Below are 25,781 nucleotides of genomic sequence, written 5' to 3'. Positions count from 1 at the left end.
AAAGATAAAAGTTTTATTATTCTTCTACCAATTCAATATCCATAGTATGGATCAGATTGTCCTTGAAAGTATAAATGTGTTTAACACTTCCGTCAAACATAAGTTTATCTTCTAGGTCTTTTACAATTTGATGCACCACAACTTCCAGACTTCCGTTTGGTCTTTCGTTAAATTCAGTTGGATAGACTTTCGGATTAATTTCTTTCCATTGTCTGGTCCAGTAGGCGTTTATTTCGTCATGACCGCTGATGTAGCCGCCTTCCCAGGCCTTTGACCATTGTACATTAGGCTGCATGGTTTCAAGAGCGGCCTGTATGTTTCTGTCGTTGAAAGCTCCGTAAGCCTTTTCGATTACCTTTTGAAATTCTGTTGCCATAATTTTTGATTAGAGTTGTTTTTCGATGGATTCCTATAAAAGCTTAAAGATATTTATAATAAATGGATAGCCTCCAGTTTTAACTGGAGGTTTTTTACGTTTGGAAGGAAAGGCTTTAGCCGAAATTTATTTATTTTTAATCTTCAAAAACACTTCTTTTCTAAACCAATTTTCATCTTCTTGAGTTTCAAAAACTCGTTTTGGAAAATAGAAACATTGACCTTTTGAAATGTATAAAAGATAAAGACCTTTCAGTTCTAAAACTTTTATGAAACTTCCTATGGCAATTGTGCCTTCAGAGACTTCTCCCATGTTAGAAATTATTTTGTCCTTGAAAATTTCATATTGCGTTTCTTTGAAAAAAATCTCGTTTTCCTTTGAATTTGCAAATCTCCAATATTGAAATACTGTAACTAGCGGAAAAAGAAACCCAAAAGCTATCATAAAAATATCAGAAGAATCTTTATGATCCTTAAATAAAAATGCTACCGAAAGGAATAATATAAAAGAATACAGCCACCATCTTTTTTTTAATAAAATTCTAATAATGAAGAAGAAATATTCTTTTTTTGTGAGATGAAATTTTTTGGTTTTAATCATTGGTGGTTGGCGAAAATTAGGCTTGAAGTTTTTATTTTAAAGGAAAATCAAATAATTCTTTAGGTTCAACATCTAAAGCATTTGCGATTCTTACAAGAGTTTTTATGGTTGTATTAATTTCTGCTCTTTCTATTCTGCCTACTTGATTTTGGGTGATACCGCAATCATCAGCTAAGTCTTGTTGAGACATACCTTTCTTTTCACGTAGTTGCCTGATGTGAATCCCGAGGTTTGTAATAAAAGTTTCTTCTGAAATATTCATATTTCAAAAGTGATAAGATTTATTTTTCAATTACACCCATATATGGGTGTAATTTATTATATTTGTCAGATCAAAAAAATAAGATTATGACTACAGAAAACCTTTCAAAAGAAGTTGAAAACCGACTAACCGAATTTTTCAGCAACACGATTGACCCGAAAGATATGGCAAAAACCATACGACAAGTAAATTATACGCTTTCTCTATGTACAATGAGTGGATGCGAAACAGTACAACCTGAATTAAACCATCTTGAAAGTAATTTTTACTGGCTTCATAGACTGGCGGAAGTTTTAGATCCTTATCTGGATGTGGAGTGAGCGAGCTTTGAACGATATGGAAAACCGTAAAACAAAATCATCGCTATAAATTAGTTTTGGATTATTAATTAAAACCATCACTAAGATGAAATGCAGCAACTGCGGAAAAGAAACATCGTTTATTGGTAAAGTCTGTCATTGGTGCAATAATGACAAATCAAAAGATCAGAAAGCCAACTGCGTCATACTGATTATATCCATAATTGTAGTTGTTATTATATGGATGTGGTTTTGAAAAATTGGATTTTCGTTCCTCGAAATGACAAACTGCCTAAAAACAAAAAAGCTTCTGATTTCTCAGAAGCTTTTTTCAGTGCGGATAATAGGACTCGAACCTACACGCCTTGCGGCACCAGATCCTAAGTCTGGCATGTCTACCAATTTCACCATATCCGCTCAATTGTGGGTGCAAAGATAAACATAACTTCTAAATTTCAAAGCATTTTTGCAAAAAAATATTTATTCTCTTTTTTGTATTTTTGAAATTCTATAAAAATAATTGAAATGGAAAATATAAAGTCTTACGTTCAACAACATAAAGATCGCTTTATCAGTGAGTTGATCGAATTATTAAAAATTCCGTCGGTAAGTGCCGACACTGCTTACTCGCAAGATGTTATTGATACAGCCGAAGCTGTAAAAGAAAGTTTATCAAAAGCAGGCTGTGATTTAGTCGAAATTTGCGATACTCCGGGTTATCCGATTATCTATGGAGAGAAAATAATCGACCCTAATTTACCAACCGTTCTGGTTTACGGACATTATGATGTGCAGCCGCCGGATCCATTAGAATTATGGACATCACCACCTTTTGAACCCGTAATCAAAAACACAGAAATTCACCCTGAAGGGGCTATTTTTGCCCGTGGAGCCTGTGATGACAAAGGTCAGATGTACATGCACGTAAAAGCGTTAGAGCTTATGGTGCAAACGAATACGCTGCCATGTAATGTAAAATTCATGATCGAAGGTGAAGAAGAAGTAGGTTCGGCAAGTTTGGCCTGGTTTGTAGAACGCAATCAGGAAAAACTAAAAAATGACGTGATTCTAATTTCAGATACCGGAATGATTTCTAACCAACAACCATCGATTACGACAGGTTTACGCGGATTGAGTTATGTTGAGGTAGAAGTTACAGGCCCGAATCGTGATTTGCATTCCGGTTTATATGGTGGAGCAGTGGCGAACCCAATTAATGTTCTGGCAAAAATGATCGCTTCGCTTCATGACGAAGACAATCATATTACGATTCCGGGTTTCTACGATAAAGTTCAGGAATTATCTACAGCAGAAAGAGCTGAAATGGCAAAAGCACCTTTCAGTTTAGAAAAATATAAAAATGCCTTGGCGCTAAACGATGTTTATGGCGAAAAAGGATATGTAACCAACGAACGTAACTCGATTCGTCCAACGTTAGACGTAAACGGAATCTGGGGCGGATATCAGGGTGAAGGTGCCAAAACGGTTATTGCGAGCAAAGCTTTCGCTAAAATCTCGATGCGTTTGGTTCCAAATCAGGACTGGGAAGAAATCACAGCACTTTTCTCTAAACATTTCGAGAGTATTGCTCCGGCCGGGGTTACCGTAAAAGTGACACCGCACCACGGAGGTCAGGGTTATGTAACGCCAATTGACAGTATTGGATATCAGGCGGCAAACAAAGCGTATACAGAAACGTTTGGAGTTCCGGCAATTCCGGTTCGTTCTGGTGGAAGTATTCCGATTGTAGCCTTGTTCGAAAAAGAACTGAAAAGCAAAACCATCCTTATGGGCTTCGGATTGGACAGTGACGCGATTCACTCGCCAAACGAGCATTTCGGAATCTTTAATTACTTAAAAGGAATTGAAACGATTCCGTTGTTTTACAAGTATTTTGTAGAGCTTTCGAAGTAGGTTTTTTTGAAAAAGGTGCAAAGGAACAGAGGTACAAAGGTGCAAAGGTTTTGACACCGTATTTGTTTTAGATTATATAGACTCCGGCTTTTAGCCGGAGTTTTTTTTTTGTTCTTAATCTTGGGGGGTGTAATGATTTGGCTAAAGCCGTTTTCTTCACCTGTATTGTAAACGGCCCAGCTAAAGCTGGGGGCTATTGAAAAAACGTCTGCGCCTTTACTTCTCAAAAAAACCTTTGTTCCTTAGAGCCTCTGCCTCTTTGCACCTGCCTACTGAACCTCAAAAGAAAACCTCAGAGCCTTAGCGACTTAGGTCCTTAGTAACTTTTTTAAAATTTCTCTTGCACATTAAAAATTAATCTCTACATTTGTAGAGTAACAACTATAGATGTAGAACGAAAATGAGAGATAAATTACTTTTTATATTAGTTCTGTTTTTATGGTTTGGATGTAAAGCACCGCTGATCAATCAGAAAGTTGACAAGAAGAAAGAAGGAAAATGGGTCGATGTTTATGTGCAGGACAGTATTCAATACAAATCACTTGAATATTACAAACACGATCAACCGGTAAAAAAGTGGAAATCTTACATTAACGGAAAAATTCGCAAAACTGAAAAATATAAAAACGGAATCTGTACGGTCAAAAATTATTATGAAAACGGAAAATTAGAATCGACAGGAAAAACTAAAATCGAAGTTAATTCAACAGAAATACATTGGTTTTATTTTGGAGACTGGAAATTTTATTCGGATAAAGGAAAATTAACGGAAATCAAGAAGTATAGTAATGGTGAATAAAGAGTATAGAATGTAGAATATAGAAGCAAGAAGCAAGACATGGAATAAAAATCATCTAATCGATTTAATCTGTGGCAAAAAAACTCAAAAACTTAGTAACTCAGAACCTTAGAACCTAAAAAAATGCAACTATCAAACTCAGAAGAACAATTAATGGAGCATTTGTGGAAGCTTGAAAAAGCTTTTATGAAAGATTTGCTTGAAGCGTATCCCGATCCAAAGCCGGCGACCACGACAGTCGCAACTTTACTAAAACGAATGATCGATAAGAAATTTGTTGCGTATAATGAATTCGGGAACTCGAGGGAATATTATCCTTTGGTCGAAAAGACGGTTTATTTTTCTAAACATGTCAACGGATTGATTAGCAATTTCTTTAATAATTCGGCCTCGCAGTTTGCTTCGTTTTTTACGACTGAAACCAATCTTAGTACTTCTGAATTGGAAGAACTTAGAAAAATAATTGATTCGCAAATTCAAAAAAAGAAAAAATGACAGACTTTCTTATCAAATCGACGATTGCATTGTGTGTGCTTCTGGGGGCTTACTATTTGCTTTTAGAAAAGGAAAAATTTCATCAATTCAATAGATTTTTCCTGCTTGGGAGTCTTGTAATTTCGTTTGTACTTCCCTTTGTTACGATCGAAATTATAAAAGAAGTGGCAGATGTCGCAAATACAAATGTTGTGGTTCCGGGGAAAATTACCGCCAATATAGTAGCGGAGAAAACTTCAATTTATGTTATTCTTGGCTGGTTTTTATACGGAATAGTAACGACAGTTTTATTTTTCAGATTTGTAAACAATTTATATAAACTGATTAAAAAAACAAAATCCGGTGTTACACTAAAGCACCAAAAGGCAACCTTGGTTTTACTGAAGGAACAAACGCTGCCGTATACATTTCTCAATACTATTTTCATAAATGAAGAAGAGTTTCAAAACAATAAAATTGAAACCGAATTATTTACGCACGAGCTCATTCACGTTAATCAGAAGCATTCTCTTGATGTTTTATTGATAGAAATAATTAAAACTGTTTTTTGGTTCCATCCAATATTCATTTTCTATAAAAAATCAATACAACTTAATCACGAATTTCTTGCGGATGAAAAAGTTGTAAAATCACATAACAATGTTTCGTTTTACCAGAATTTATTACTGGCAAAAGCGAATCATAATCCGATCTATTACCTGGCCAGTAATTTGAACTATTCTGTAACTAAAAAAAGATTAATTATGATGACAACCACAACCTCTGCTTCAAGAGGATTTTTTAAAAAGACAATTCTTTTGCCATTATTAACCGGACTGGTATATTTTTTATGTACTAAGACGGTGGCACAGGAAGCAAAAATCAAATCAACTTCAAATAAAGAAACTGCTAAAAAGGCGAGTGCTTTGGATGCTTATTATGATAAGACCACTTTTAAAATAAAAGATGATAAAGGGATTGTAGTGGCTGAGAAAAAATATAAAGACCTTAGCCCGACCGAAAAGAAAGTAGTGCCAAATTTGTTTGAGGGAGTAAAATTTCCTGCGATCAAAGAGGAAATTGATTCAAAGCTCGAAAAGGGTGGTCCCGAATCTGTAGAAATCGATGTGTATGACCCGAAAAATCAAAAAGTAAAAAAAGAGGAAGGTGCAATTTATAAGACAAGTGATTTAACTGAAAATCCAAGTTACCCGGGAGGAATTGAGCTGTTTTATAAGTTCATTGGTCAGAATTATAAAATGCCAGTGACACCAGCAGATGTCAAATTAAAGGGAAGAGTTTATGTCACTTTTATTGTAGAAAAAGACGGAGCGTTGTCTGATTTTAAATTATTAAGAGATATTGGCTACGGAACAGGAGACGAAGCTATCAGAGTGCTTAAGTTATGTCCGAACTGGCTGCCGGGAAAAGTTAACGGAGAGCCGGTTGCTACGATGTACAGTTTGCCAATCACAATTCAGGCTAAGGAGTAATTATAAAAAAATCCGCTTCTAAAAATTTTAGAAGCGGATAAAATTAAAAACTAAAAAAATTCTCAAAAAAAATAAATAAATCAGAACTAAAACAAGTCCGGATTATATCCAAAGTAAGGCATGGTTTGTTCGTTAAAAACGACACCATACTCTTCTAATTCTTTCAAAATAGGCACATAAACTTCTTTGTTTATAGGAAGTTGCACGCCCGGGGTTGTAATTTTTCCCATTCAGAATCAATAAAGTAGCCATTGCAACCGGTAACCCCACGGTTTTTGCCATCGCGGTATACGTCTGATCGTCTCCAATACAGACCATTTTAGAATCGATTTGCTTTTTCTCGCCGTTTATTTCGTATCCGAATTTATGATACATTACAATCATGTCTTTATCATCAGGTTCTAATGTCCAGCTGTCGGAAAGTATTTTTTCTAAGATCTGAGCAGGAGTTGCATTCGACAAATTCACTTTTTTGTCGGGATTGAATAAATCCAGTTCCAAAAGTTTGTCCCACATAATATCGTCCTGATCAATTTTTAAGATCAATCGGGTCTTGATTTCAACAGAATCTGTTGGATGATACGGTAAAAATGAATTCACAAACTGGCGGTAACTCATGTTTTCAGAATCTTCCATAACATAACTGTCATCGGTCATTCCAAGCTGCACAAACATATTCCAGGCTTTAGAATAACCAACTCTTCTGATGGTTCCTCTGTATAAAGTCAGGATATCATCCAATCCGTAAATAGAGCGGTATTTTAGCGAATCCCGATTCGAATAGGCTTCAAATTTTCCGTAGCCTTCCACCTCAAGGAATTCAGTTCTTCGGAATAAATTGCAATACGGAATGTATTTATAAGTGCCTTCCTGAACAAACTTGGCGGCGCCGCCCTGTCCTGCTAAAACTACATTCCGGGGTGCCCAGGTAAATTTATAATTCCATAAATTATTGTCGGATTCGGGAGCGACTAATCCACCGCAAAAAGATTCAAAAAGCAGCATTTTACCGCCTTTTACCCTGATTTCATCAATAACTTTCATGGCGCTCATATGGTCGATTCCGGGGTCAAGACCGATTTCGTTCATAAAAATCAGGTTGTTTTCTTTGGCTTCTTCATCTAGCGCCTGCATGGCATCACTTATATACGAAGCCGTTACGAGGTGTTTCCTGAATTGAATACAATCTTTGGCTATCTCAATGTGTAAATGTGCCGGAAGCATTGAGATTACAATGGATGCCTTTTCTATTGCCTCTTTTCTTTCTGCAATATTAAATATATCTAAAGCTATTGGAGTGGCATTCGGGTGTTGCTGCGTTTTTTTTTCGGCCAGGGCCAAAGACAAATCGGCTACAATAAGATGTAAATTTTCACTCTCTGATTTTGAGAGTAAATAACGGATCAGTGAAGAGGCAGAACGACCGGCTCCAATAATTAAAATGCTTCTCATGTTTTATATTTATAACACAAATATATTAAAATGTTATAAATATAACATTCAGAATATTTAAAAAAAATGATTTATTTTTAATTTTAAGAATAAAACGAACAAATTCCCTTTACTGCAAAAGATTTTTAAAAAGAGAAAAGTTTTTTGAATGGTTTGAAGTATTTTTGTTTAAATATTGAAAAACATAGAAAACATGAAAAGAAAAATTGTTTTGACAGGTGCATTTATCGGGATGTTAGCTATTATTTTGGGAGCTTTCGGAGCCCATCTTCTTAAAAAATGGTTATCGGTTGAACAATTAAATACTTTTGAAGTTGGCGTCCGTTATCAGATGTATCATGCTTTTTTTCTGTTTTTTCTTTCCACCAGAAAAGACATTGCTGAAAAAACCTTAAAGACCATCTATAGTCTGGCGGTTGCAGGTGTTGTTCTGTTTAGCGGGTCAATCTATTTATTAGTGACAAAAGAATACACAGTTTTTGACTCAAAAATTATCGTATTCGCAACACCTTTAGGAGGATTTCTGTTAATTCTTGCATGGTTGGTATTATTTGCTACTATTTTGAGGAAAAAATCATAAAATCCCGAATAAAAAATTTTATCTAAAAATTAATCTTTAATTTTGTCTCATAAATAACATATAAGATTGCTTATGTGAATTTTTATTGGTTTTTATCTCTATTGATAAAAAATATAACAATTCATGTTTTGAGTATAAAAGCTTAGGAATCAAAGTAATTATGTTTGTTCACTAAAAAAAGAAACACACACAACAACAAAATTTATGGACACTAACACACTTTTCACGCAATCGATTTCGTTAAAAGAACTGGGAATTGAAAATGCAACAGTTCGCTATCAATTATCAGCAGATGAATTGCATGCGATTACTTTGCAGTCAGGCCAAGGTGTGGAGAACTCTACGGGAGCATTGGCAATTAATACGGGCGAATTTACAGGACGTTCTCCACAGGATCGTTTTATTGTAAAAGACAGTATTACAGAAGATAAAGTTTGGTGGGGAAATGTAAACATTCCATTTTCACCGGAAGCTTTTGAAAAGTTATATAATAAAGTAACTCAGTTTTTATCTCATAAAGAAGTATTTGTCAGAGACTCTTACGTTTGCTCTGATGCCAATTACAGATTAAATGTTCGTGTAGTAACTGAAACGGCATGGTCTAATTTGTTTTGTTACAATATGTTTTTAAGACCGGAAGATTCAGAATTAGCGAACTTTACTCCGGAATGGACAGTAATTTGTGCACCAAGTTTTATGGCAGATCCTGCGGTAGACGGAACACGTCAGTCTAATTTTGCTATTTTGGATTTTACCAGAAAAATTGCCCTTGTTGGTGGAACAGGTTACACAGGAGAAATGAAAAAAGGAATCTTTTCTGCTTTAAATTTCATTTTGCCGGTTTTCAAAAATGCATTACCAATGCACTGTAGTGCCAATGTTGGAGAAGCAGGTGATACTGCCATTTTCTTCGGATTGTCAGGTACAGGAAAAACAACTTTATCTGCAGATCCTGCACGTAAGTTAATTGGTGATGATGAACACGGATGGACTGCGGAAAATACTGTTTTCAATTTTGAAGGGGGTTGCTACGCAAAAGTTATTAACCTGACAGAAGAAAACGAACCGGACATTTTCAGAGCGATCAAAAAAGGAGCACTTTTAGAAAATGTGGTTTTCAAAGCGGGAACAAATGAAGTGGATTATGATGATGTTTCGATTACTCAAAATACACGTGTAAGTTACCCAATAACACATATTGACAATATTCAGCCGGGATCTATCGGACATAACCCTAAAAATATATTTTTCTTAACGGCAGATTCTTTTGGAATTTTGCCTCCAATCTCAAAACTGACTCCAGGTCAGGCTGCTTACCATTTTATATCAGGATATACCGCTAAAGTTGCCGGAACTGAAGCCGGAGTTACAGAACCACAGCCTAATTTCTCAGCTTGTTTCGGAGCGCCATTCATGCCTTTGCATCCAACACGTTATGCAGAAATGTTGACTAAAAAGATGAAAGATGCAGATGTAAAAGTCTGGTTGATTAATACCGGTTGGACAGGTGGTGCTTACGGAACCGGAACCCGTATGAAATTGAAATATACACGTGCCATGATTACTGCAGCACTTAACGGTGAATTGGACAATGTAGAATTTAAAAACCATACCGTTTTTGGAATTGCAAAACCACAAAGCTGCCCTAATGTTCCAAGCGAGATTTTGAATCCTAGAAATACTTGGGAAGACAAAGATTTATACGATAAAAAAGCAATTGAATTAGCTCAGAAATTCAAAGCTAATTTTGCCAAATTTGAAGAATTTGCCAATGCCGAAATTTTGGCCGGCGCACCGATTACAGAATAAGGAAATTACTAATTCAAACCAGAAAAAGCTGTTCGTTATGAACAGCTTTTTTTGTTATATGCTGGTTTCAGTTTTCAGTCGCAGTCTCAGTCTCGGTTTTCGGTGTCACCCTGAGCGAAGTCGAAGGGCTTTTCTTTGCGTGGGCTTCGACTTCGCTCAGCCTGACAGATCTTGAGTCTTCAGTCTCAGTTTTTAGTCACAGTAAGAAACTGAAAACTGAATACCGCGACTGCGACTGAACTCAGCGACTAAAAACTACTTCTTATCGATACGTGCCTGAATCAAATCCCAGGAATAATACTGAAAAACCATTCCGTTGCTCATGGCTACGAAAAGCCCATTTTTATAATTTCCACCTAAATTAATGCTGGTTACATCGGCTCCGTCGCATTCGATTGTGGACGTTGGAATTTCTGCCAGCAGCGGATAATTATTTGGATTTCCCTTTGCACCTTCTCTCGGATACACCATAAAGGTATTGGCCTGTTGGTTGGATACTAAAATGTAACCTGTAGAATCTGTTTTTTTGTAGATGGCGATTCCTTCATTATCGGCTTTGAAACCTGTTTTTCCAAAAAGTGCTATTTCCTTATTATCGTTTAAAGCAGGATCGGCTTTGTATTTTCTGATTCCGAATTGTTCGTCACAATATAAAACTGTTCCTAATTCGTTGTCCACCGCAATGGCTTCGATTTCTTTTTTTCCGCTGTAAGCGCCAAATTTCCGAACCACTTTTGCAGTTGCTGCTTTTCCGGTACCTGAAAGTTCGTATTGCCATAAATAACTTCCTGAAGGCCCTGATTTTCTTCCCACAATTGCAAAAATCTTTTTATCGTCCGGGCGTGTGTACAATGCAATTCCCATTGGGTCGCGTAATTCTTCACCTTCAAAAACAGGAATTCCGCCATTGTCAATTGGTTCTAAATCCGGCAGGCTGAAAATTCTGATTTTGTTGCTTTCACGTTCTGTAGTAACGGCAATGTCTGTTTTTTTTCCGTCAATTAATAAGCCGTAAGCGATATCAACATTGTTCGGTCTTTTCAACGGAATTGATTTTTTTAGAATTTTTCCGTTCAGGTCAAAAGCGTATAAACCGCCATCAGTATCTTTATCAGTCCCTACAATTATGCTTTTTGAAGGATCTGTCGGGTGAATCCAGATAGAGGGATCATCAGTATCGTGAGGCAAAGCTTTTGTAACGAGGGTTGGTTTTACTGCATTTTTAGCAACCGGAGCTAATTTGTCGTCTTTACAGGCGATTAATAAAAACCCTAAAAGTAAAAATGAGAGTAGTGATTTATTTTTCATTTGGTTTATTAGTTTAATGCAATTAGACAGAGCGGTTAAGCCCTGTCTAATGTAAGAATTATATAAATTGATTGTTACAAGTCTAATTTCAATCCAAAATTATATCTGGCCTGGTAATATTCTGCTTGTTTGGTATGCGCTTCAATACCTTGGTAATAGCGCAATGGCTGGTTGGTTAAATTATTGGCTTCTGCAAAAAGACGAAGTTTTGGTGTGATTTTGAAAGAAGCATTGGCGTCAACAAAAAGTTGTTTATCGTAATAGCTGTCTTTGTAAGATTCTGAACCTAATTCATCTAAATAATCTGAAGTAAAGTTGGTCGAAACTCTGGCAGAGAATCTTTTGTTCTCCCAAGATAACGATCCGTTAAACATATGAGGAGTGGTACCCGGAAGACTGATATTGTTTCTTTCGTTTCCGTCTTCATCAGCAATTCCTTTTGCCTCAGATTTGGTGTAAGTATAATTCAGATAGATTCCAAATCCTTTTAAAAATTTCCCTGGCAAGAAATCTAACTGACGCTGAAAAGCAACCTCAAATCCGTATACATCAACTGTATCTCCATTTCTGGACTGTATAAACGACCAGTTTTCGCCGGCTGGAATAGGATTTGCCTGATTTGGAAAATCAGCAGCAAATTTTGTATCAGTATATTGATTATCGCTGTAGTTGTAAATGAAATCATTTAACCTTTTGTAGAAAACACCTCCTGAAATTAATCCAACTGATTTGAAGTAATTTTCAGCCATAAAATCATAATTGTATGAATACGTTACATCCAGAGCTGGATTTCCAGCTGTAATTTCCTTATCAGAAGCAACATTGTTTACGTAAGGAGCCAATGCATAATAGTTAGGTCTTGCCAAAGCTGTTGTAGCTGCCGCTCTTAAAACTAAATCTTTCGTTGCATTATATTGGAATGAAATGCTTGGTAAGAGATTGGTATAAGAATTCGTGGTGTTGATCTGGCTTTCTAATTCCTCTTCATCTAATACACGGTTTCCGGTGTAATCAATGTGAGTGTTTTCTAAACGGAAACCTAAAACCATTGAAAGCTTATCGTTAAAGTCCTGATCCCATCTTACATAAGCCGCATAAATATTTTCTTTGGCATTGTAATTTACTGCTAAAAATTCTGAAGGATCTGTTTCTTTATCAAATAATGCGGCATTATTCAAATCCAGATTTCCTAAGAAATTGGCTGAAACAAAAGTTCCCGGAACATATTTGTTACCCGGATTGAAATTTTTGCCATCGTAATAACTTGTTCCTACCTCTGATAATAATTCCATTCCGCTCACAGGTTCATACGAATAGAAAATATTATTTCTTTCTTTTTCTTTCATTCTAAGACGAAGACCAGTTCTGATTCTTCCTTTCTCAGCAGCAATGATAGAAAAAGGGAAGCGGATATTTACTTTGGCACCAAATTCACTTTCGCTTGTTTCATCTGTATTTTCAGTAACCGAATCAAATTCGAATTGATCTACGGCTTCTCCTGCAGTTGTAACCAGAGGAAATCTCAAATCAGTTAAGTTTTCAAACACTTCCAGGCCTTCCTGACGATAGTCAATGTAGCGCTCACCCGGACGGTATTCTCTTGCTTTTGCGTAATTGGCAGACCAGTCTAGATCTAATGTAGAGTGAATCAAATGCTCACCGCGGATTGAATAGTTCTGAACACGCTGATCTTCTAATCTTCTGCTTTTGTTTCTGCTGTTGTCAACACCACCTTTTGTCTGGCGGGTTACACGGCCTTCAAAACCGGTAATGGTTTCACCATTGTAAATCGGTTCGATATCATCATAAGTCGTTCTGAAACGATTTTCTCTGTCATCTCTCCAGTTATAAATAGCATTGGCGAAAATGGTATTGTTTTCATCAAATTTGTAATCTAAAGCAACAGATCCACTGCGGCGAATACGTTGTACATCGTACTTTCTAACTTCTGATGCCTGTAAATATTCATTTCCGAACTCATCTTTTACCCATTCGTTTTCGATGTTATCAGAACCGTAATCTACATTGTTGTAAGATCCGCTGAAAACAGCACCTAATTTATTACCAAAAAAACGATTTCCGTATACTAAACCTGCGGTGTAGCTTGCTTTTTCACGTATAGGCAAATAACCTCCGGCAAGAGTAGCAGAGATTCTTTCGCCATTTGGAGTGGCTCTGGTAATTAAATTTACAGAACCTCCAATAGCATCCGCATCCATATCTGAAGTCAGGGTTTTATTCACTTCGATAGTCGAAATCATATCTGATGGAATCAAATCCATTTGTACATTTCTGTTATCTCCTTCTGCAGACGGAATTCTGTCGCCATTTAGCGTAACAGAGTTCAAAGAAGGAGCCAAACCTCTTATGATAATATTACGTGCTTCGCCCTGATCATTTTGCATGGTGATTCCCGGAACACGTTTTAAAGCGTCACCCACGTTAGCATCGGGAAAACGACCTACCTGATCAGAGGAGATTACGTTTCCGATATTTTTATTGTTTTTTTGTTGATTTAGGGCTTTGGCCTGACCTTTTAAGATATCTCCGACAACAACTTCATTTAATTCGGTTCCTGAAGCTTTAAGAACAAAATCAAGTACATTGTTTTTACCTTGTTCTACAGTTATTTCATGCGTTATTGAAGTGTAACCAATATATTTTACTAAAACCTGATAAGTACCTACATTTATATTAAGCAATTCAAATCGCCCATTATAATCTGAAACAGTGTATTTGTTTTCACCTACAATCTGAATCATTGCTCCCGGTAACGGGAGTTTGTCATCGGCATCTAATACCTTTCCGGATATTATGGCCTTTTGAGCATAACCGGACATGGTTAATAAAAAGAGTGTTACTACTAAATAAAAATTCTTCATTGTGTTTTTTGGTTTATTTTAATTGCGAAACTAAAACCTAAATATTATTAAACTTGGTGAAAAAAATTAACATAGTGTTATGATTTGTAGTCTGGATTACAAAAGGATTAATGTTTAAATAACATTTAATAAACATAATTTTGAAGTTGGCTAAATGAAAACAAATCAACTATTTGCGTGAGAATCAAAATTTTGGCGCTAAATTTGCCCTATCACACGAGCCCGAAGGGAGAACTGACGAAGTAATCATCAATCAAAAATCATCAATCATGTTAAAACAATTTTTTATCCTTTGTTCAGGAGTCGACCGAGACTTGCTGGACGGTTGTTCAGAAGGGGAACAAACGAAATATGTGGGTATTGGCGCCACTGTTTTTTTTACTGCAGTTATGGCTTTTCTGGCCAGTGCTTATGCGCTTTTCACTGTTTTTGACTCTATTTATCCGGCTTTAATCTTCGGATTTGTGTGGAGTTTGCTAATCTTCAATTTAGATCGGTTTATCGTTTCTACGATTAAAAAAAGAGATCGTTTTTTAGATGAATTTCTTCAGGCTACACCGCGTATCCTTTTGGCGGTTATTATTGCAATCGTAATTTCGAAGCCATTGGAAATTAAAATTTTCGAAAAAGAAATCAATACTGTTTTATTGAAAGAAAAAAATGAAATGGAACTGGCCAACAAAAAACAGGTTGGGAATTATTTCAAATCTGATTTAGACAAGAATAAGGCGGAGATTACAGCTTTGAAAAATGATATCCTGAAAAAAGAGAAGGAAGTAAATGCCTTATATTCGACTTATATTACAGAAGCTGAAGGAACTGCAGGAACTAAGAAGTTAGGAAAAGGTCCGGTTTATAAAGAAAAACGAGAAAAGCACGACGCTTCCCTAAAAGAGTTTGCGGATTTAAAAACAAGCAACGAAGCAAAAATAGCTGAGAAAGAAAAAACAGGAAAACAGCTTCAGGCCGATTTAGATAAAAAAGTATCGCAAACACAACCCATCATAGAAGGTTTTGATGGTTTAATGGCGAGAATTAATGCTTTGGATAAATTGCCATGGCTGCCGTCATTCTTTATCATGTTGTTGTTTCTGGCGATAGAAACCTCTCCGATTATTGCTAAATTACTTGCTCCTAAAGGCGAATTTGATTTCAAGCAGGAAGAAGCCGAAACTGCCATGAAAGCTACTTTATCGCAGAATAAATACCAACGTGATTTATTGGTTAAAACCAGTGCAGAAATGCACGACAGAGTTTACTCGGATATAGCCGAAGATAAAAGCCTGTATGATCTGCAGCGTAAAAATGCAACAGAGTTACTGGAATTGCAATCTAATAGTTTTGTAGAAAAACAGAAAGCTACTTTGTGAAAATGTAATCCGTAAAATGTAAAAAGTCTTAAGATCTAAATGAACTTAAGACTTTTTTTATTTTTAGTAAGAAGACATTTTACCTCTCACAAATTACATTTTACATATAACTCAATATTTCTTTTTTGAATGTATCGTATTCACCTTGCATGATTAAACCGTTGTCCAGTAATTTTTTGTAATTCTGTAGTTTATCAAAAAGCTCTTCTTTGGATAATTCGCTTAATTTACGATCTCCGGTCGGAGCTTGAGGCTGAATTGGCTCAAAAGTCTCCGTGTAAGATGGCGTAACAGCCGGCATAATTTCTGCAAAACTGGTTACTTCTTCCGTTTCCACTTCTTCGATTTCGTCTTCTGTTTCAAATTCTTCTGCCTGAATAGCTTCCACGACAGGAGTTGCAACAGTTGGGTTTTTTAAGATATCCAGCTGTTCTTTAGCATAAGTAAAAATTTTACGAGCCTGAATTTTTGGAATATAATCTATCGAAGCCTGAATATCGGTTTTCGTAGAAAAAGAGAACTCTGAACCTAAAATGTTTTCTTTTACAAAAGTACCCACGATTTCATCCCAGGTGTAATCTGTAAAGTCCATTGAAAGACCTAAATTTTTAGGTTTACAAATAATAATTCTTTTGTTTGTTAATACAATACTATCAGGAAAAACAGTTATTGCCGGTTTTTTCTGAACCGCGATGTATCCGATTTCTTCACCTTTCATCAATAAATCATTGAGTTTTGAAGTGATTTTTTCAATCGCCTTTGGATCTTGTTCTTCGTTTAAAAACTTTTTAAATTGTTCTTTCATGGGGTATAAGTTGCTAAGTTTTTTTTCCTACGATGCAAATGTAATGCCTAATTTTCTAATTCAATAATTTCATTTTGAATTTTCTTTGTCAAACTTTTGAAAACCAGTTCATACGAATGATCAATTAATTCTTTTACGAATTTCGCTGGCAGATTTCCGTTTAGTGCAATCGTATTCCAGTGTACCTTACTCATATGAAATCCGGGTTTTATCTCTTCGTATTCGGCTCTTAGCTCCTGTGCACGCTCGGGATCGCATTTTAAATTTACGGAAGGTTCGCTTTTTTCCCATTGCGATAAGGAGGATAAGGCAAACATTTTTCCGCCTACTTTAAAAACCAGAGTATCTTCATCAAACGGGAAATGTTCGGTCACTCCTTTTTTCGAAAGACAATATTCGTAAAACGTTTCTAAATTCATATCATTATTTATTTACCAACTTCACCTAGATGGGTGTATTTAAATCCTTTTTCATACTTTAGTCCATAGCCAAATATTCGGTCCATTGCAGCATGCGAAAATAAAATAACGCCAACAAGCTGCAATAATTCTATTTTTAAATAACAACCCGCTAAATAAAGCAAAACGGAAAGCCCTTTATGATGAAATAGATTGTAGGAATAAGCACCAATTTTAGTATTCAGATATAACCAAGCATAGAAAAATCCGGTGCTAAAATTAAGACCAAAAACCACCACCATTGATAATTTAAGAGACTGAATAAATAAATCCCCAAAATAAATAAGCCTGATTCTTCCAGTTTGATTATTGTTTTCATAGTAATTTCTTTTCCATCATTTTTTCAGGATGTTCTAATGATTTAAAGCCAAATTTCTCATATAAAAAATGCGCATCTGTCGTGGCCAATCTCCAGATTTTAATATCTTTCAGAACGGGTTCACTCATCATCTTTTCGATTAAGACAGAAGAGTAACCTTTGCCACGATGTTCTTCGGTAATAAAAACATCCATCACATATCCGAAAACCACATAATCCGTTATCACGCGTGCAAAACCAATCTGTTTATCATTTAAATAAATTCCAAAACAAACCGAAGCATCTATAGTAGTCTGTACGTCTTCGATTGTTCGTGCCGCAGTCCAGTAAATATCTTTTAAAAAAGTTTGAATAAACGGAACATCAAGTTTATTTTTATCTGTCGAAACGATAATCTGATTCATGCTTTCTTGCGGTACTATAGTTTTAGGTGGTCTTACATTTTAATTTTCCCGTCAATTTTTTCAATTGGCTTTCTAATAAAACCGGGAGCATCAAAACGATAGCCAAAATACAATAATCCGTAGACTTTGTCATTAGAAATAATAGTAGATTTATCTTCGTTATAAGAGCTGCTGCTAAAGTTTAAGCTTGCTCCACAAAGTATGCGGTCACTATTATAGCCCATTTTTATGCCGCCTTCAAGATTTCGGGTGAAGTACGTGTGCTTCTCGATCGTTGTAACACCGGAATCAGTACTCTTGTCCTTTAAAAATTTTACGCCAAGCGATGGGGATAAATTTGGGGCAATATAAAACTTTTTTCCAATGATGAAATTATAATAGTATCCCGCTGCCAATCGAACATCGAATTCCTTTTGCTTACCGTCAAAATTATCTATTTTTGATCTGATAGTGTTATAGCTGTAATTTAAGGAAGGAATAAAGCTTCCGGCACTCTTTTTTTGCCATTCGGTAAGTGAAGTAATACTTTTAAGCGAAAATTTAGGGTTAAAAATATAGGATGTTGACATTCCGTATTGTATCGTTTTAAAATCCGGAAACTGAAGATAGGGATCTTTTCCTTCTACCCAGCCAGGTGAAAAATCAGCCATATTGGAGATATAATAACCTTTTGTTTTGCTGAATTGCACTGTCTGAAGCCATCTTCCTAAAAAGAAGCGAAAATTGTAATCTGAAAATGAAGATTTTCCTTTTAAATTTTCATCTTTATTGCCGCCAAAAAACTTCGGGTAAAATCCGTAACTAAATCCAATAAATTTATAATCGATATTTAAGAATAGTTTGTAACTGTTGTTGGTCTCTAAATCTAAATTAGTACCGTTTTTATTATTCAAAAAATAATTGTCACTTTGCGTGCTTACGTTTGCCCGAATCATTATTTTATCCGGATAATAAATAAAGTTTACGGTGTCTTTTTGAGATTTATTCTGGCTAAATATGCTCGTAAAAGAGAAAACAAAAATAAACAAAATCAGATGAGACCAAATTGTATGGTGATTGGTTCGTTTCAGGTTTGGTTTCTTTGCTGTTTTCATTTTTTCTAATTTTTTGTAGGTGCAAAACTACAAGTTATAATTGTGATCAACAAAATTATGTCAAAAAAATAGTACAGAATATAAAATTGGTTTACTTGGGCTGGCATCATTTTCAAATGATGCAATTTGTAAATTTAGCAAATAGTTTCCATCTGCAATTTCATTGGGAACAAAAATCATTTCGGTAATTGTAGCGTTTAAACGCGCATCAGAATTTAAGTGTAAGGTGTCTTTTACGTTCCAGAATGCTTTATGAGCCAGGAGTTTTCCTTCATCATGTTCTTTGTCGACACTTGGCAAATCGATTAATAAATGCTGAATTTCGCTTTCGCGGATGAAAATTGCTGCTTCTTCAGATAAATAAGGCGGATTGGTATTCGAATATTTTCTGGATTTTTTCTCTTTTTGATTCGGAATTGTTCTGATAATTAAAGCTTCAGTTTTAGCACTGGAAGTCCATGCATTTATCGCTTTTTCAACCTGATTTTTTGTAATAACCAAATCATCTCCCAATTTTTCAGGTTCAATGGTGATTAGTTGTGCAACAAAGAAAAACTGTTTCAGTGCTTGATTGATACTATAAAAGTCATTGGTAATATGTCCCAGGCATTCCGTGTGTGTGCCATGTCCGTGCGGATTGAAAAAGATATTGTTAAAATTGGTCGAAGATTTTCCTTCCGAAACTTTCCCGATCCATTCGCCAAAAACGACAGGTTCAATGGTTGGTTTTTCAATGTACCAGGCAATCGGATTTTCGTCTGTATTCGTTAACGGAATCGAGATGTCGATTGGTTTTGACAAGTCTATTTCGAAGTTGTTTATTTTTGCTAGCATAATGGCACGCGGATTTTACGGATATTCTAACGCGGATTTTACGGATTTTTTCAATCGGCGTTGCTTGCATCCGTTTTATCAGCGTTCTAATTTTTATTCTTCCAAATTTAAGTAAAACAGATCACTTGCGATTCCATCTGTTAAAAATTTTCCTTTTGCGGTTGGCTTTAGAATATTATTTTCAATAAAAACTAAATCGTCATCAAGAAATTTCTGCATTTGTTTATTCAGATAATCCAGATATTCAGATCCGAATTCATTTTCAATTCTTTCCAGCGAAACGCCCCAGATGGTTCGTAATCCCGTCATAATATATTCGTTATAACGATCTGATTTTGATAGAATTTCGGTTTCAATTGGCAATACACTGGCCAGGATCGATTTGAGATAAAGTGAATTATTAGCAATATTCCAGCCTCTTTTTTCACCATCATAACTATGAGCAGAAGGCCCGGCTCCGATATATTTTTTGCCCAGCCAATAAGCGGAATTGTTTTTAGAAAAGTAATTCTCTTTTCCGAAATTCGATAATTCGTAATGAATGAAACCCCTTTTTTCAAGTGTTTCCACCAAAATCATAAAATGATTGGAAGCCACTTCATCTTGCGGTTCGGCAATCTTTCCGGTATCGATAAGTTTTCTTAAAGCTGTTTTTGGTTCCACTGTTAAGGCATAACTTGATATGTGCGGAATGCCGAAACTCAATGCCGTTTCAATATTCTGCCTCCACATTTCGTCGCTCATTCCCGGGATTCCATAAATTAAATCCAATGAAATATTGTCGAAATATTTTGTCGCTTCTGTCAGACAATTGATGGCTTCCGCGCTGTTATGAGCCCGATTCATCATCTTTAAATCTTCTTCATAAAAAGACTGAATTCCAATACTTAGCCGATTTATGGGACTTTTAGATAATTCAAAAATTCTTTCTTTCGACAAATCATCAGGATTGGCTTCAAGCGTTATTTCCGGGTTTTCAGAAACCCTGTAATTCTCATAAATCGTATCAATCAGAAGCTGCAGTTCTGAATTTTCCAAAACCGAAGGAGTTCCTCCGCCAAAATAAATGGTTTCAACGATTTCATTTTCAAACTCACTTTTGCGCATCCCGATTTCTTTGGCAATAGCCAAAACCATCTCTTCTTTCTTCTTCATAGAAGTCGAAAAATGAAAATCGCAATAATGGCAAGCCTGTTTGCAAAATGGTATGTGGATGTAGATACCGGACATTTTTTAAATTAGATAATTTTATCAATTAGAAAATTAGATAATGATATAGAGGGGCAATATAAAGAATGCAAAAATATATATAATCAGATCGTTAGCTAAATAAGAATTAATAAATTAGAAAAATTAAAATATACGTCATATAGTAATTATCTAATTGACACATTTCCTAATTTACGGATTTTCTCATTTACGGATTTTGTCTTCATTCTGTTTCACAAAAGCATCCCAACCGGTATAACTTTTTCCGGCAACTATTTTTCCGGAGTTAAAGAAATGACAAACTGCAGCGGCCAAACCATCAGTTGAATCGAGATTTTTAGGTAATTCTTTTAAGCCTAAAAGCTGTTGCAGCATTTTGGCAACTTGTTCTTTACTGGCATTTCCGTTTCCGGTAATGGCCATTTTGATCTTTTTGGGTTCGTATTCCGTAATCGGAATATCTCTCGAAAGTCCCGCTGCCATTGCAACGCCTTGCGCACGGCCTAACTTCAGCATCGATTGTACGTTTTTCCCAAAGAAAGGTGCTTCGATGGCAATTTCGTCCGGATGATGTGTTTCGATTAATTCTATGGTACGGTCAAAAATAATTTTAAGCTTCTGGTAATGATTGTCATATTTAGAAAGCTGCAACTCATTCAGTTGCAGGAATTCCATTTTTTTATTGATGACTTTAATCAATCCAAAGCCCATAATGGTTGTTCCGGGGTCAATGCCTAATATGATGCGTTCTTTTGTCAAGTTTTTTGTTTCAGGTTTGAAGTTTCAGGTTGAAAGTTTTAAAAAAGGAATATAATTCATTTTCTAATTTTAAAATTGCCACATTTTCAAATTGATTACTTTTGCAGCATGATTTCAATTCCTCACAAAGCTAAACAATTCCTTGTTCTTCTGGCCAAACTTTTGATTGTTGGAGGTGCTTTTTATTTTATTTACGATCAGCTGGCACACAACGACAAATTGGACTGGCAGAAATTTATCACTTTATTTCGTAAAAATCAGTCTGTTTCAGGAATTGCGTTTATTTTGCTTTTAAGTGTTTTGAATCGTTATTTTGAGATTTTGAAATGGCAGAATCTGGCCAGGGTAATTAACGAAATTTCAATAGGAGAAGCTACGAAACAAGTACTTGCCGCTCTGACAGCCGGAATTTTTACACCAAATGGAGTAGGAGAGTATGCCGGAAAAGCATTGTTTTATCCCAAATCGGAAGCAAAGAAAGTGGTTTTCCTGAATCTGATCTGTAACGGAATCCAGATGATTCTGACGGTGATTTTTGGTGTTTTCGGATTGCTGTATTTTAATGCGAAATACAATGTAATCACAACCAAAACCGTTTTCATTTTATTTGCCGTTTTCTTTTTGTTTTTTGCAATTTTATTTTCATTGAAAAAGATTAAAATCAAAGGGTATTCGATAGAAAAACTGCTTCATAAAATCAATGAAATTCCAAAGTCAGTTCATCAGAAAAATATATTTTTAGGCATTTGCCGTTACCTGGTTTTTTCACATCAATATTACTTTTTGTTTTTGGCTTTTGATGTAGAGTTGCCCTATTTTACACTAATCGCAACGATTGCGGTAGTCTATTTTTTGGCTTCATCGTTGCCGACTTTTCAGTTTTTGGACTTTGCGGTCAAAGGAAGTGTGGCTATTTATTTCTTCGGAATTTTAGGTGTTAACGAATGGATTGTCGTTTTTATTTCTACTTTAATGTGGTTTTTAAATGTTGTTTTACCGGTAATTTTGGGAAGTTATTATGTTTTGAATTTTAAAACGAAAGCTGTAAAATGAGTCTGGCCTTGTTCCTCCTGTTACAAATTTACATCATTACGATTGGCTCGTTGATTTATGGTTTTTTCAAAGTAAAAAAATACCGGAAAAATAATTTAGATCCCCAGACGAGTTTTACGATTATTGTTCCCTTTCGAAATGAAGCTCATAATTTGCCTCATCTTTTGACCAGTTTTTCAAAACTTAATTATCCGGTTGATTTATTGGATGTGATTTTGGTTGATGATGAATCAACGGAAAAATTTCAGTTTTCAGCTTTTAAATTCCAAATTAAGATAATTGACAATATCAGAGTTTCAAAATCTCCTAAAAAAGATGCCATTGCTACAGCAATGAAACACGTAAAAACAGATTGGGTTATTACGACCGATGCTGATTGTATCGTTCCTGAAAATTGGCTGCTGACTTTTGATCATTATATTCAGGAAAACAAAGTTGCAATGCTTGCAGGCCCTGTCACTTATGATTGCGACAATTCGTTTTTGCATCATTTTCAGCAGTTAGATCTTACGAGTCTGCAAGGTGCTACAATTGGAAGTTTCGGAATAAAAAAAGCTTTTATGTGCAACGGGGCAAATTTTGCCTATAAAAAATCATTGTTTGAAAAGATCAATGGTTTCGAGGGGAATAATGCAATTGCAAGCGGAGATGACGTTTTTTTACTCCAAAAAGTTGCAAATTTAAATCAAAATCTGGTTCATTATCTAAAAGCAGAAGAAGCGATTGTTCATACAAAACCAACTCAGGACTGGGAATCGCTATTTTACCAAAGAGTGCGTTGGGCCGCAAAAACAGGTTCATATCAAAGCTTCTTCGGGAAAATTTTAGGACTGATCGTTTTCTTTGCAAATCTTAGTTTGGTAATCGGAACTGTATTTTTGTTTTTCGGAATCTGGTCGTGGCAACTTTTAACTTTATTGGTGGGTTTAAAGTTTATAATTGATTTTGGACTGCTTTACATCACCAATCAATTTTTAACGAACAAACGAATTAAGTATTTGTTTTTGAGTAGTTTGTTTTATCCTTTTTTCAGTTCGGCTGTTGCTTTGTATAGTTTGTTTGGCTCTTACAACTGGAAGGGACGAAGTTTTAAAGTGTAGTTTTTTTTAATCTCAAAGAAAACAAGTTTGCATATTCAGTAAAAAGTTATGCATTCAAATCTGTCTAAAATTTACTTACTACTTTTTTCTTTTATAATGACAGGAAGAATAAACTGTGTTTTTACAGGGACTCCGCGTTTGATCGCAGGATTTACTTTTGGAAAATCAACCAGGCGCGCATGCAGTATGCTGTCGATCTTAATGGTGTCATAAGCGACCGAATCTTTTGGAAATTGGGGTTCGAATTTCATTGTGGCGTTAGGAAACACCGTTACTTTTACCTCAATAGTATCGAGTTCGGGATAAAGAATAGAAAGAGAATCTACATCTAATTTTTCCTGAATTAGTTGTGCCATTTTTTCGAAAAAGCACTGCTGACGCTGTTTTTTGTCTGCTATTTTTTCGCAATCGGCAACAGATGGAAATTCATCTACTTCTTTCCAGTTAATTGATTTCAGTTCTTTTTGTAGTAATTCTTTTTCAGACGGAACCTGCTTCTCAAAATATTGACAAGAATTGAAAAATAGTACGACTAAAAAAAGAGGGAAATGCTTCAAGATTTTGATGTTGAATGGAACTAAATTAATTATGGTATAAAAATACAATTATTTTTTTTTAGAAGCTTTGTATTACAGATATTCTTCGTAGCTTTCTAAAAGACATTGTTGTTTTAAATTGCAGTTTCATTTTGTTAAATAAAAAAATATTCTTTTTCGTATGGATATAGTATTGTTAGTACTTGGTTTTGTGTGCATGATTGTTGGGATATTCGGTAGCTTTATGCCGGTTTTGCCGGGATTATCCAGTTGTTGGGTGGGCCTGTTACTTTTGTACTTAACGAAAGCAGTTGAAAATAATTATTGGGTATTAGGGATTACACTTTTAATAACAGTTATCATTACGATTCTGGATTATGTAATTCCTGCCAAAGGAACTAAGAAATTTGGCGGGAGTTCCTACGGAGTCTGGGGCACCAATATCGGTTTGATAGTCGGAATTCTTTCCCCAATTCCTTTTGGTGTGATTATCGGTCCTTTTGCAGGGGCTTTTATAGGGGAGCTTATTTATGATTCTAAAAATCACCGCAGGGCGTTAAAAGCGGCAACAGGATCCTTACTCGGATTTCTCGCTTCCAGTTTTGTTAATTTTCTGTTTTGTATTATTTTTCTTGGTATTTTTATCAATATAGTGTGGCAAAACCGAAGTGGATTGTTTTAAATTTTTGCTCAGGGATTAAGCTTTTTCTTATTTTTTTATTTTTTGTGAAAAATATTTTAATTTTCTTTCGTTTTTTTTTATTTGTTTTTGATAACGAAAGGGTTATGTTCATTGAGACTTTTTGGATTTGGTGCTAAATATGTCATAATTGCATAGGGAAATTTTTAACTTATCTTTTGGAAATGTTAAAATATTTTATATTTTTATCCTGATAAACGATTAAAAGCCCCACTTTGTCGATTATTTTGAATGGATTTAAATAAATTTCTAAAAAATTAAATATTATGACTCCAAACCTACAAATTGAACTTAGACGTTTTATATCTTCCAATGTCGTTTCAAAGCTGAATAAATTTTATTTTGAAAATGATGCCCTTTTAATAAAAGGAATTGATGTTTCAATAGGTACAGTTCTAATGGGCTTGTACAATAAATCAGAGGAGTCAGGTTTTTATAAAGAAATTGTTTCATTAATTGACGAAAATTCAACCTTTTATGGTGAAGTTGATTTTACTTCCGGAAGAATTTTATCAGTAGATGATTGTTATCGTGAAGAGGGAAATGATTTATTAAAAGAAATTTTCACCAACAAAAAAGGAAGAATCTCTGAGATGATTTCAAATGAAGTCGGAATCAAAAGCGAGACAGCAAGAGAAATTTTAAATTTTTCAGCACTACTGGTCGTTTCGTATCTTAAAAATAATATCCAGCTTTTAGACAGTTTAAAACTGTTATTGGAAGAACAGAAAAGAGATATCCTAAATAGTATTCACCCTGGAATCAAAATTATACTTGGTTTTTCGTGTTACGAATCAGTAGATGATAAAAATCAGGCCAATTTAGGAAGATCAATCTTTACACTTTTCGGTCACAATTTCTTTTAATATTTTCAAAATATTCTTAAAATAAA

The 25,781-nt window shown here is 35.1% G+C and carries 26 protein-coding genes, 1 tRNA gene and 1 pseudogene; 12 read left to right on the top strand and 16 right to left on the bottom strand.

Annotated features, from left to right (window positions below):
- Positions 1–16: 16 nt before the first annotated feature.
- The 3 genes from HAV12_RS22150 to HAV12_RS22140 all read right to left on the bottom strand — a co-directional run bounded on the left by HAV12_RS22150 (position 17) and on the right by HAV12_RS22140 (position 1,238).
- Positions 17–376, bottom strand: a complete 360-nt coding sequence (locus HAV12_RS22150) for a nuclear transport factor 2 family protein (protein ID WP_171571496.1) — start codon at positions 374–376, stop codon at positions 17–19.
- 126 nt (positions 377–502) lie between these two features.
- Positions 503–976, bottom strand: coding sequence for a YcxB family protein (locus HAV12_RS22145; protein WP_171571495.1), 474 nt, complete (start codon positions 974–976; stop codon positions 503–505).
- Positions 977–1,007: 31 nt separating this feature from the next.
- The gene (locus HAV12_RS22140; protein ID WP_171571494.1) at positions 1,008–1,238 is read right to left on the bottom strand and encodes a helix-turn-helix domain-containing protein; all 231 of its coding nucleotides are present in this window, start codon (positions 1,236–1,238) and stop codon (positions 1,008–1,010) included.
- An 86-nt stretch (positions 1,239–1,324) separates the two neighbouring features.
- Between HAV12_RS22140 and HAV12_RS22135 the strand changes: the two genes are divergently transcribed.
- Complete coding sequence (locus HAV12_RS22135) at positions 1,325–1,558, top strand: hypothetical protein (RefSeq protein ID WP_171571493.1); 234 nt, start codon at positions 1,325–1,327, stop codon at positions 1,556–1,558.
- Positions 1,559–1,872: 314 nt separating this feature from the next.
- Here the strand turns inward: HAV12_RS22135 and HAV12_RS22130 are convergent.
- Positions 1,873–1,954, bottom strand: a tRNA-Leu gene (locus HAV12_RS22130).
- A 108-nt stretch (positions 1,955–2,062) separates the two neighbouring features.
- Here HAV12_RS22130 and HAV12_RS22125 point away from each other — a divergent pair.
- From HAV12_RS22125 to HAV12_RS22110, 4 genes are all read left to right on the top strand, one after another.
- A complete protein-coding gene (locus HAV12_RS22125; protein ID WP_171571492.1) occupies positions 2,063–3,451 on the top strand; it encodes a dipeptidase in 1,389 nt (462 codons plus the stop codon).
- A gap of 400 nt (positions 3,452–3,851) precedes the next feature.
- Positions 3,852–4,250 (top strand): hypothetical protein, encoded by a 399-nt coding sequence (locus HAV12_RS22120; protein WP_171571491.1) that lies wholly within the window; start codon positions 3,852–3,854, stop codon positions 4,248–4,250.
- Between the two features lie 123 nt (positions 4,251–4,373).
- Positions 4,374–4,745: a BlaI/MecI/CopY family transcriptional regulator gene (locus HAV12_RS22115; protein ID WP_127337971.1), complete on the top strand. Its 372-nt coding sequence runs from the start codon at positions 4,374–4,376 to the stop codon at positions 4,743–4,745.
- Entirely contained in the window at positions 4,742–6,217 is a 1,476-nt protein-coding gene (locus tag HAV12_RS22110; protein WP_171571490.1) for a M56 family metallopeptidase, read from the top strand. The genes HAV12_RS22115 and HAV12_RS22110 overlap by 4 nt, the downstream gene beginning before the upstream one ends.
- Positions 6,218–6,303: 86 nt before the next feature.
- Here the strand turns inward: HAV12_RS22110 and HAV12_RS22105 are convergent.
- Positions 6,304–7,669: pseudogene (locus tag HAV12_RS22105) on the bottom strand (saccharopine dehydrogenase family protein).
- 193 nt (positions 7,670–7,862) lie between these two features.
- Here HAV12_RS22105 and HAV12_RS22100 point away from each other — a divergent pair.
- Together HAV12_RS22100 and pckA are read left to right on the top strand one after the other, a co-directional pair.
- Positions 7,863–8,249 (top strand): DUF423 domain-containing protein, encoded by a 387-nt coding sequence (locus HAV12_RS22100; RefSeq protein ID WP_132032182.1) that lies wholly within the window; start codon positions 7,863–7,865, stop codon positions 8,247–8,249.
- A 204-nt stretch (positions 8,250–8,453) separates the two neighbouring features.
- Entirely contained in the window at positions 8,454–10,058 is a 1,605-nt protein-coding gene (gene pckA / locus HAV12_RS22095) for a phosphoenolpyruvate carboxykinase (ATP) (protein ID WP_171571489.1), read from the top strand.
- 255 nt (positions 10,059–10,313) lie between these two features.
- On the opposite strand, the gene HAV12_RS22090 is transcribed toward pckA, so the two are convergent.
- A complete protein-coding gene (locus HAV12_RS22090) occupies positions 10,314–11,366 on the bottom strand; it encodes a phytase (protein ID WP_171571488.1) in 1,053 nt (350 codons plus the stop codon).
- A 74-nt stretch (positions 11,367–11,440) separates the two neighbouring features.
- Positions 11,441–14,248, bottom strand: a complete 2,808-nt coding sequence (locus HAV12_RS22085; RefSeq protein ID WP_171571487.1) for a TonB-dependent receptor — start codon at positions 14,246–14,248, stop codon at positions 11,441–11,443.
- A gap of 269 nt (positions 14,249–14,517) precedes the next feature.
- Between HAV12_RS22085 and HAV12_RS22080 the strand changes: the two genes are divergently transcribed.
- Entirely contained in the window at positions 14,518–15,618 is a 1,101-nt protein-coding gene (locus tag HAV12_RS22080; RefSeq protein ID WP_171571745.1) for a DUF4407 domain-containing protein, read from the top strand.
- Positions 15,619–15,718: 100 nt separating this feature from the next.
- Here the strand turns inward: HAV12_RS22080 and HAV12_RS22075 are convergent, their stop codons facing one another.
- The 8 genes from HAV12_RS22075 to ruvC all read right to left on the bottom strand — a co-directional run bounded on the left by HAV12_RS22075 (position 15,719) and on the right by ruvC (position 21,500).
- On the bottom strand, positions 15,719–16,423 hold the full coding sequence (locus tag HAV12_RS22075) for a PH domain-containing protein (protein WP_171571486.1): 705 nt from the start codon (positions 16,421–16,423) through the stop codon (positions 15,719–15,721).
- 47 nt (positions 16,424–16,470) lie between these two features.
- Positions 16,471–16,842 carry an MmcQ/YjbR family DNA-binding protein gene (locus tag HAV12_RS22070; RefSeq protein ID WP_132032172.1) on the bottom strand — a complete coding sequence of 124 codons (372 nt, stop codon included), beginning with the start codon at positions 16,840–16,842 and terminating at the stop codon, positions 16,471–16,473.
- Between the two features lie 8 nt (positions 16,843–16,850).
- Entirely contained in the window at positions 16,851–17,144 is a 294-nt protein-coding gene (locus HAV12_RS22065; RefSeq protein ID WP_370528500.1) for a DUF4260 family protein, read from the bottom strand.
- A gap of 52 nt (positions 17,145–17,196) precedes the next feature.
- Complete coding sequence (locus HAV12_RS22060; RefSeq protein WP_171571485.1) at positions 17,197–17,604, bottom strand: GNAT family N-acetyltransferase; 408 nt, start codon at positions 17,602–17,604, stop codon at positions 17,197–17,199.
- Positions 17,605–17,636: 32 nt separating this feature from the next.
- Positions 17,637–18,698, bottom strand: coding sequence for a DUF4421 family protein (locus HAV12_RS22055; RefSeq protein ID WP_171571484.1), 1,062 nt, complete (start codon positions 18,696–18,698; stop codon positions 17,637–17,639).
- A 60-nt stretch (positions 18,699–18,758) separates the two neighbouring features.
- On the bottom strand, positions 18,759–19,532 hold the full coding sequence (locus HAV12_RS22050; RefSeq protein ID WP_171571483.1) for a cyclase family protein: 774 nt from the start codon (positions 19,530–19,532) through the stop codon (positions 18,759–18,761).
- A gap of 93 nt (positions 19,533–19,625) precedes the next feature.
- Positions 19,626–20,762: a radical SAM family heme chaperone HemW gene (gene hemW / locus HAV12_RS22045; protein WP_171571482.1), complete on the bottom strand. Its 1,137-nt coding sequence runs from the start codon at positions 20,760–20,762 to the stop codon at positions 19,626–19,628.
- Between the two features lie 183 nt (positions 20,763–20,945).
- The gene (gene ruvC / locus HAV12_RS22040; RefSeq protein WP_132032160.1) at positions 20,946–21,500 is read right to left on the bottom strand and encodes a crossover junction endodeoxyribonuclease RuvC; all 555 of its coding nucleotides are present in this window, start codon (positions 21,498–21,500) and stop codon (positions 20,946–20,948) included.
- A 108-nt stretch (positions 21,501–21,608) separates the two neighbouring features.
- Here ruvC and HAV12_RS22035 point away from each other — a divergent pair, with 108 nt between their 5' ends.
- A complete protein-coding gene (locus HAV12_RS22035) occupies positions 21,609–22,553 on the top strand; it encodes a lysylphosphatidylglycerol synthase domain-containing protein (protein ID WP_171571481.1) in 945 nt (314 codons plus the stop codon).
- On the top strand, positions 22,550–23,653 hold the full coding sequence (locus HAV12_RS22030; protein ID WP_171571480.1) for a glycosyltransferase: 1,104 nt from the start codon (positions 22,550–22,552) through the stop codon (positions 23,651–23,653). The genes HAV12_RS22035 and HAV12_RS22030 overlap by 4 nt, the downstream gene beginning before the upstream one ends.
- A gap of 71 nt (positions 23,654–23,724) precedes the next feature.
- Here the strand turns inward: HAV12_RS22030 and HAV12_RS22025 are convergent, their stop codons facing one another.
- Entirely contained in the window at positions 23,725–24,210 is a 486-nt protein-coding gene (locus HAV12_RS22025) for a hypothetical protein (protein WP_171571479.1), read from the bottom strand.
- Positions 24,211–24,370: 160 nt separating this feature from the next.
- On the opposite strand from HAV12_RS22025, the gene HAV12_RS22020 reads away from it, so the two are divergent.
- Positions 24,371–24,871 carry a DUF456 domain-containing protein gene (locus HAV12_RS22020; RefSeq protein ID WP_171571478.1) on the top strand — a complete coding sequence of 167 codons (501 nt, stop codon included), beginning with the start codon at positions 24,371–24,373 and terminating at the stop codon, positions 24,869–24,871.
- A gap of 284 nt (positions 24,872–25,155) precedes the next feature.
- Positions 25,156–25,755 carry a DUF937 domain-containing protein gene (locus tag HAV12_RS22015; RefSeq protein WP_171571477.1) on the top strand — a complete coding sequence of 200 codons (600 nt, stop codon included), beginning with the start codon at positions 25,156–25,158 and terminating at the stop codon, positions 25,753–25,755.
- The last annotated feature ends 26 nt before the right edge of the window (positions 25,756–25,781 follow it).

Origin of the sequence: Flavobacterium sp. CLA17 (genome assembly GCF_013112255.2) — a bacterium.
Lineage (GTDB): Bacteria > Bacteroidota > Bacteroidia > Flavobacteriales > Flavobacteriaceae > Flavobacterium > Flavobacterium circumlabens.
This window is presented reverse-complemented; position numbering and strand designations above follow the sequence as displayed.

What these genes read in the sequence shown, in the direction of transcription:
- HAV12_RS22020 (WP_171571478.1), top strand. Translation starts at nt 24,371, where the DNA reads ATGGATATAGTATTGTTAGTACTTGGTTTTGTGTGCATGATTGTTGGG.
- HAV12_RS22145 (WP_171571495.1), bottom strand. Translation starts at nt 976, where the DNA reads ATGATTAAAACCAAAAAATTTCATCTCACAAAAAAAGAATATTTCTTC.
- HAV12_RS22055 (WP_171571484.1), bottom strand. Translation starts at nt 18,698, where the DNA reads ATGAAAACAGCAAAGAAACCAAACCTGAAACGAACCAATCACCATACA.
- HAV12_RS22120 (WP_171571491.1), top strand. Translation starts at nt 3,852, where the DNA reads ATGAGAGATAAATTACTTTTTATATTAGTTCTGTTTTTATGGTTTGGA.
- HAV12_RS22080 (WP_171571745.1), top strand. Translation starts at nt 14,518, where the DNA reads ATGTTAAAACAATTTTTTATCCTTTGTTCAGGAGTCGACCGAGACTTG.
- hemW (WP_171571482.1), bottom strand. Translation starts at nt 20,762, where the DNA reads ATGTCCGGTATCTACATCCACATACCATTTTGCAAACAGGCTTGCCAT.
- pckA (WP_171571489.1), top strand. Translation starts at nt 8,454, where the DNA reads ATGGACACTAACACACTTTTCACGCAATCGATTTCGTTAAAAGAACTG.
- HAV12_RS22015 (WP_171571477.1), top strand. Translation starts at nt 25,156, where the DNA reads ATGACTCCAAACCTACAAATTGAACTTAGACGTTTTATATCTTCCAAT.
- HAV12_RS22035 (WP_171571481.1), top strand. Translation starts at nt 21,609, where the DNA reads ATGATTTCAATTCCTCACAAAGCTAAACAATTCCTTGTTCTTCTGGCC.
- HAV12_RS22115 (WP_127337971.1), top strand. Translation starts at nt 4,374, where the DNA reads ATGCAACTATCAAACTCAGAAGAACAATTAATGGAGCATTTGTGGAAG.
- HAV12_RS22135 (WP_171571493.1), top strand. Translation starts at nt 1,325, where the DNA reads ATGACTACAGAAAACCTTTCAAAAGAAGTTGAAAACCGACTAACCGAA.
- HAV12_RS22150 (WP_171571496.1), bottom strand. Translation starts at nt 376, where the DNA reads ATGGCAACAGAATTTCAAAAGGTAATCGAAAAGGCTTACGGAGCTTTC.
- HAV12_RS22140 (WP_171571494.1), bottom strand. Translation starts at nt 1,238, where the DNA reads ATGAATATTTCAGAAGAAACTTTTATTACAAACCTCGGGATTCACATC.
- HAV12_RS22100 (WP_132032182.1), top strand. Translation starts at nt 7,863, where the DNA reads ATGAAAAGAAAAATTGTTTTGACAGGTGCATTTATCGGGATGTTAGCT.
- HAV12_RS22060 (WP_171571485.1), bottom strand. Translation starts at nt 17,604, where the DNA reads ATGAATCAGATTATCGTTTCGACAGATAAAAATAAACTTGATGTTCCG.
- HAV12_RS22030 (WP_171571480.1), top strand. Translation starts at nt 22,550, where the DNA reads ATGAGTCTGGCCTTGTTCCTCCTGTTACAAATTTACATCATTACGATT.
- HAV12_RS22070 (WP_132032172.1), bottom strand. Translation starts at nt 16,842, where the DNA reads ATGAATTTAGAAACGTTTTACGAATATTGTCTTTCGAAAAAAGGAGTG.
- HAV12_RS22110 (WP_171571490.1), top strand. Translation starts at nt 4,742, where the DNA reads ATGACAGACTTTCTTATCAAATCGACGATTGCATTGTGTGTGCTTCTG.
- HAV12_RS22085 (WP_171571487.1), bottom strand. Translation starts at nt 14,248, where the DNA reads ATGAAGAATTTTTATTTAGTAGTAACACTCTTTTTATTAACCATGTCC.
- HAV12_RS22075 (WP_171571486.1), bottom strand. Translation starts at nt 16,423, where the DNA reads ATGAAAGAACAATTTAAAAAGTTTTTAAACGAAGAACAAGATCCAAAG.
- HAV12_RS22090 (WP_171571488.1), bottom strand. Translation starts at nt 11,366, where the DNA reads ATGAAAAATAAATCACTACTCTCATTTTTACTTTTAGGGTTTTTATTA.
- HAV12_RS22050 (WP_171571483.1), bottom strand. Translation starts at nt 19,532, where the DNA reads ATGCTAGCAAAAATAAACAACTTCGAAATAGACTTGTCAAAACCAATC.
- HAV12_RS22125 (WP_171571492.1), top strand. Translation starts at nt 2,063, where the DNA reads ATGGAAAATATAAAGTCTTACGTTCAACAACATAAAGATCGCTTTATC.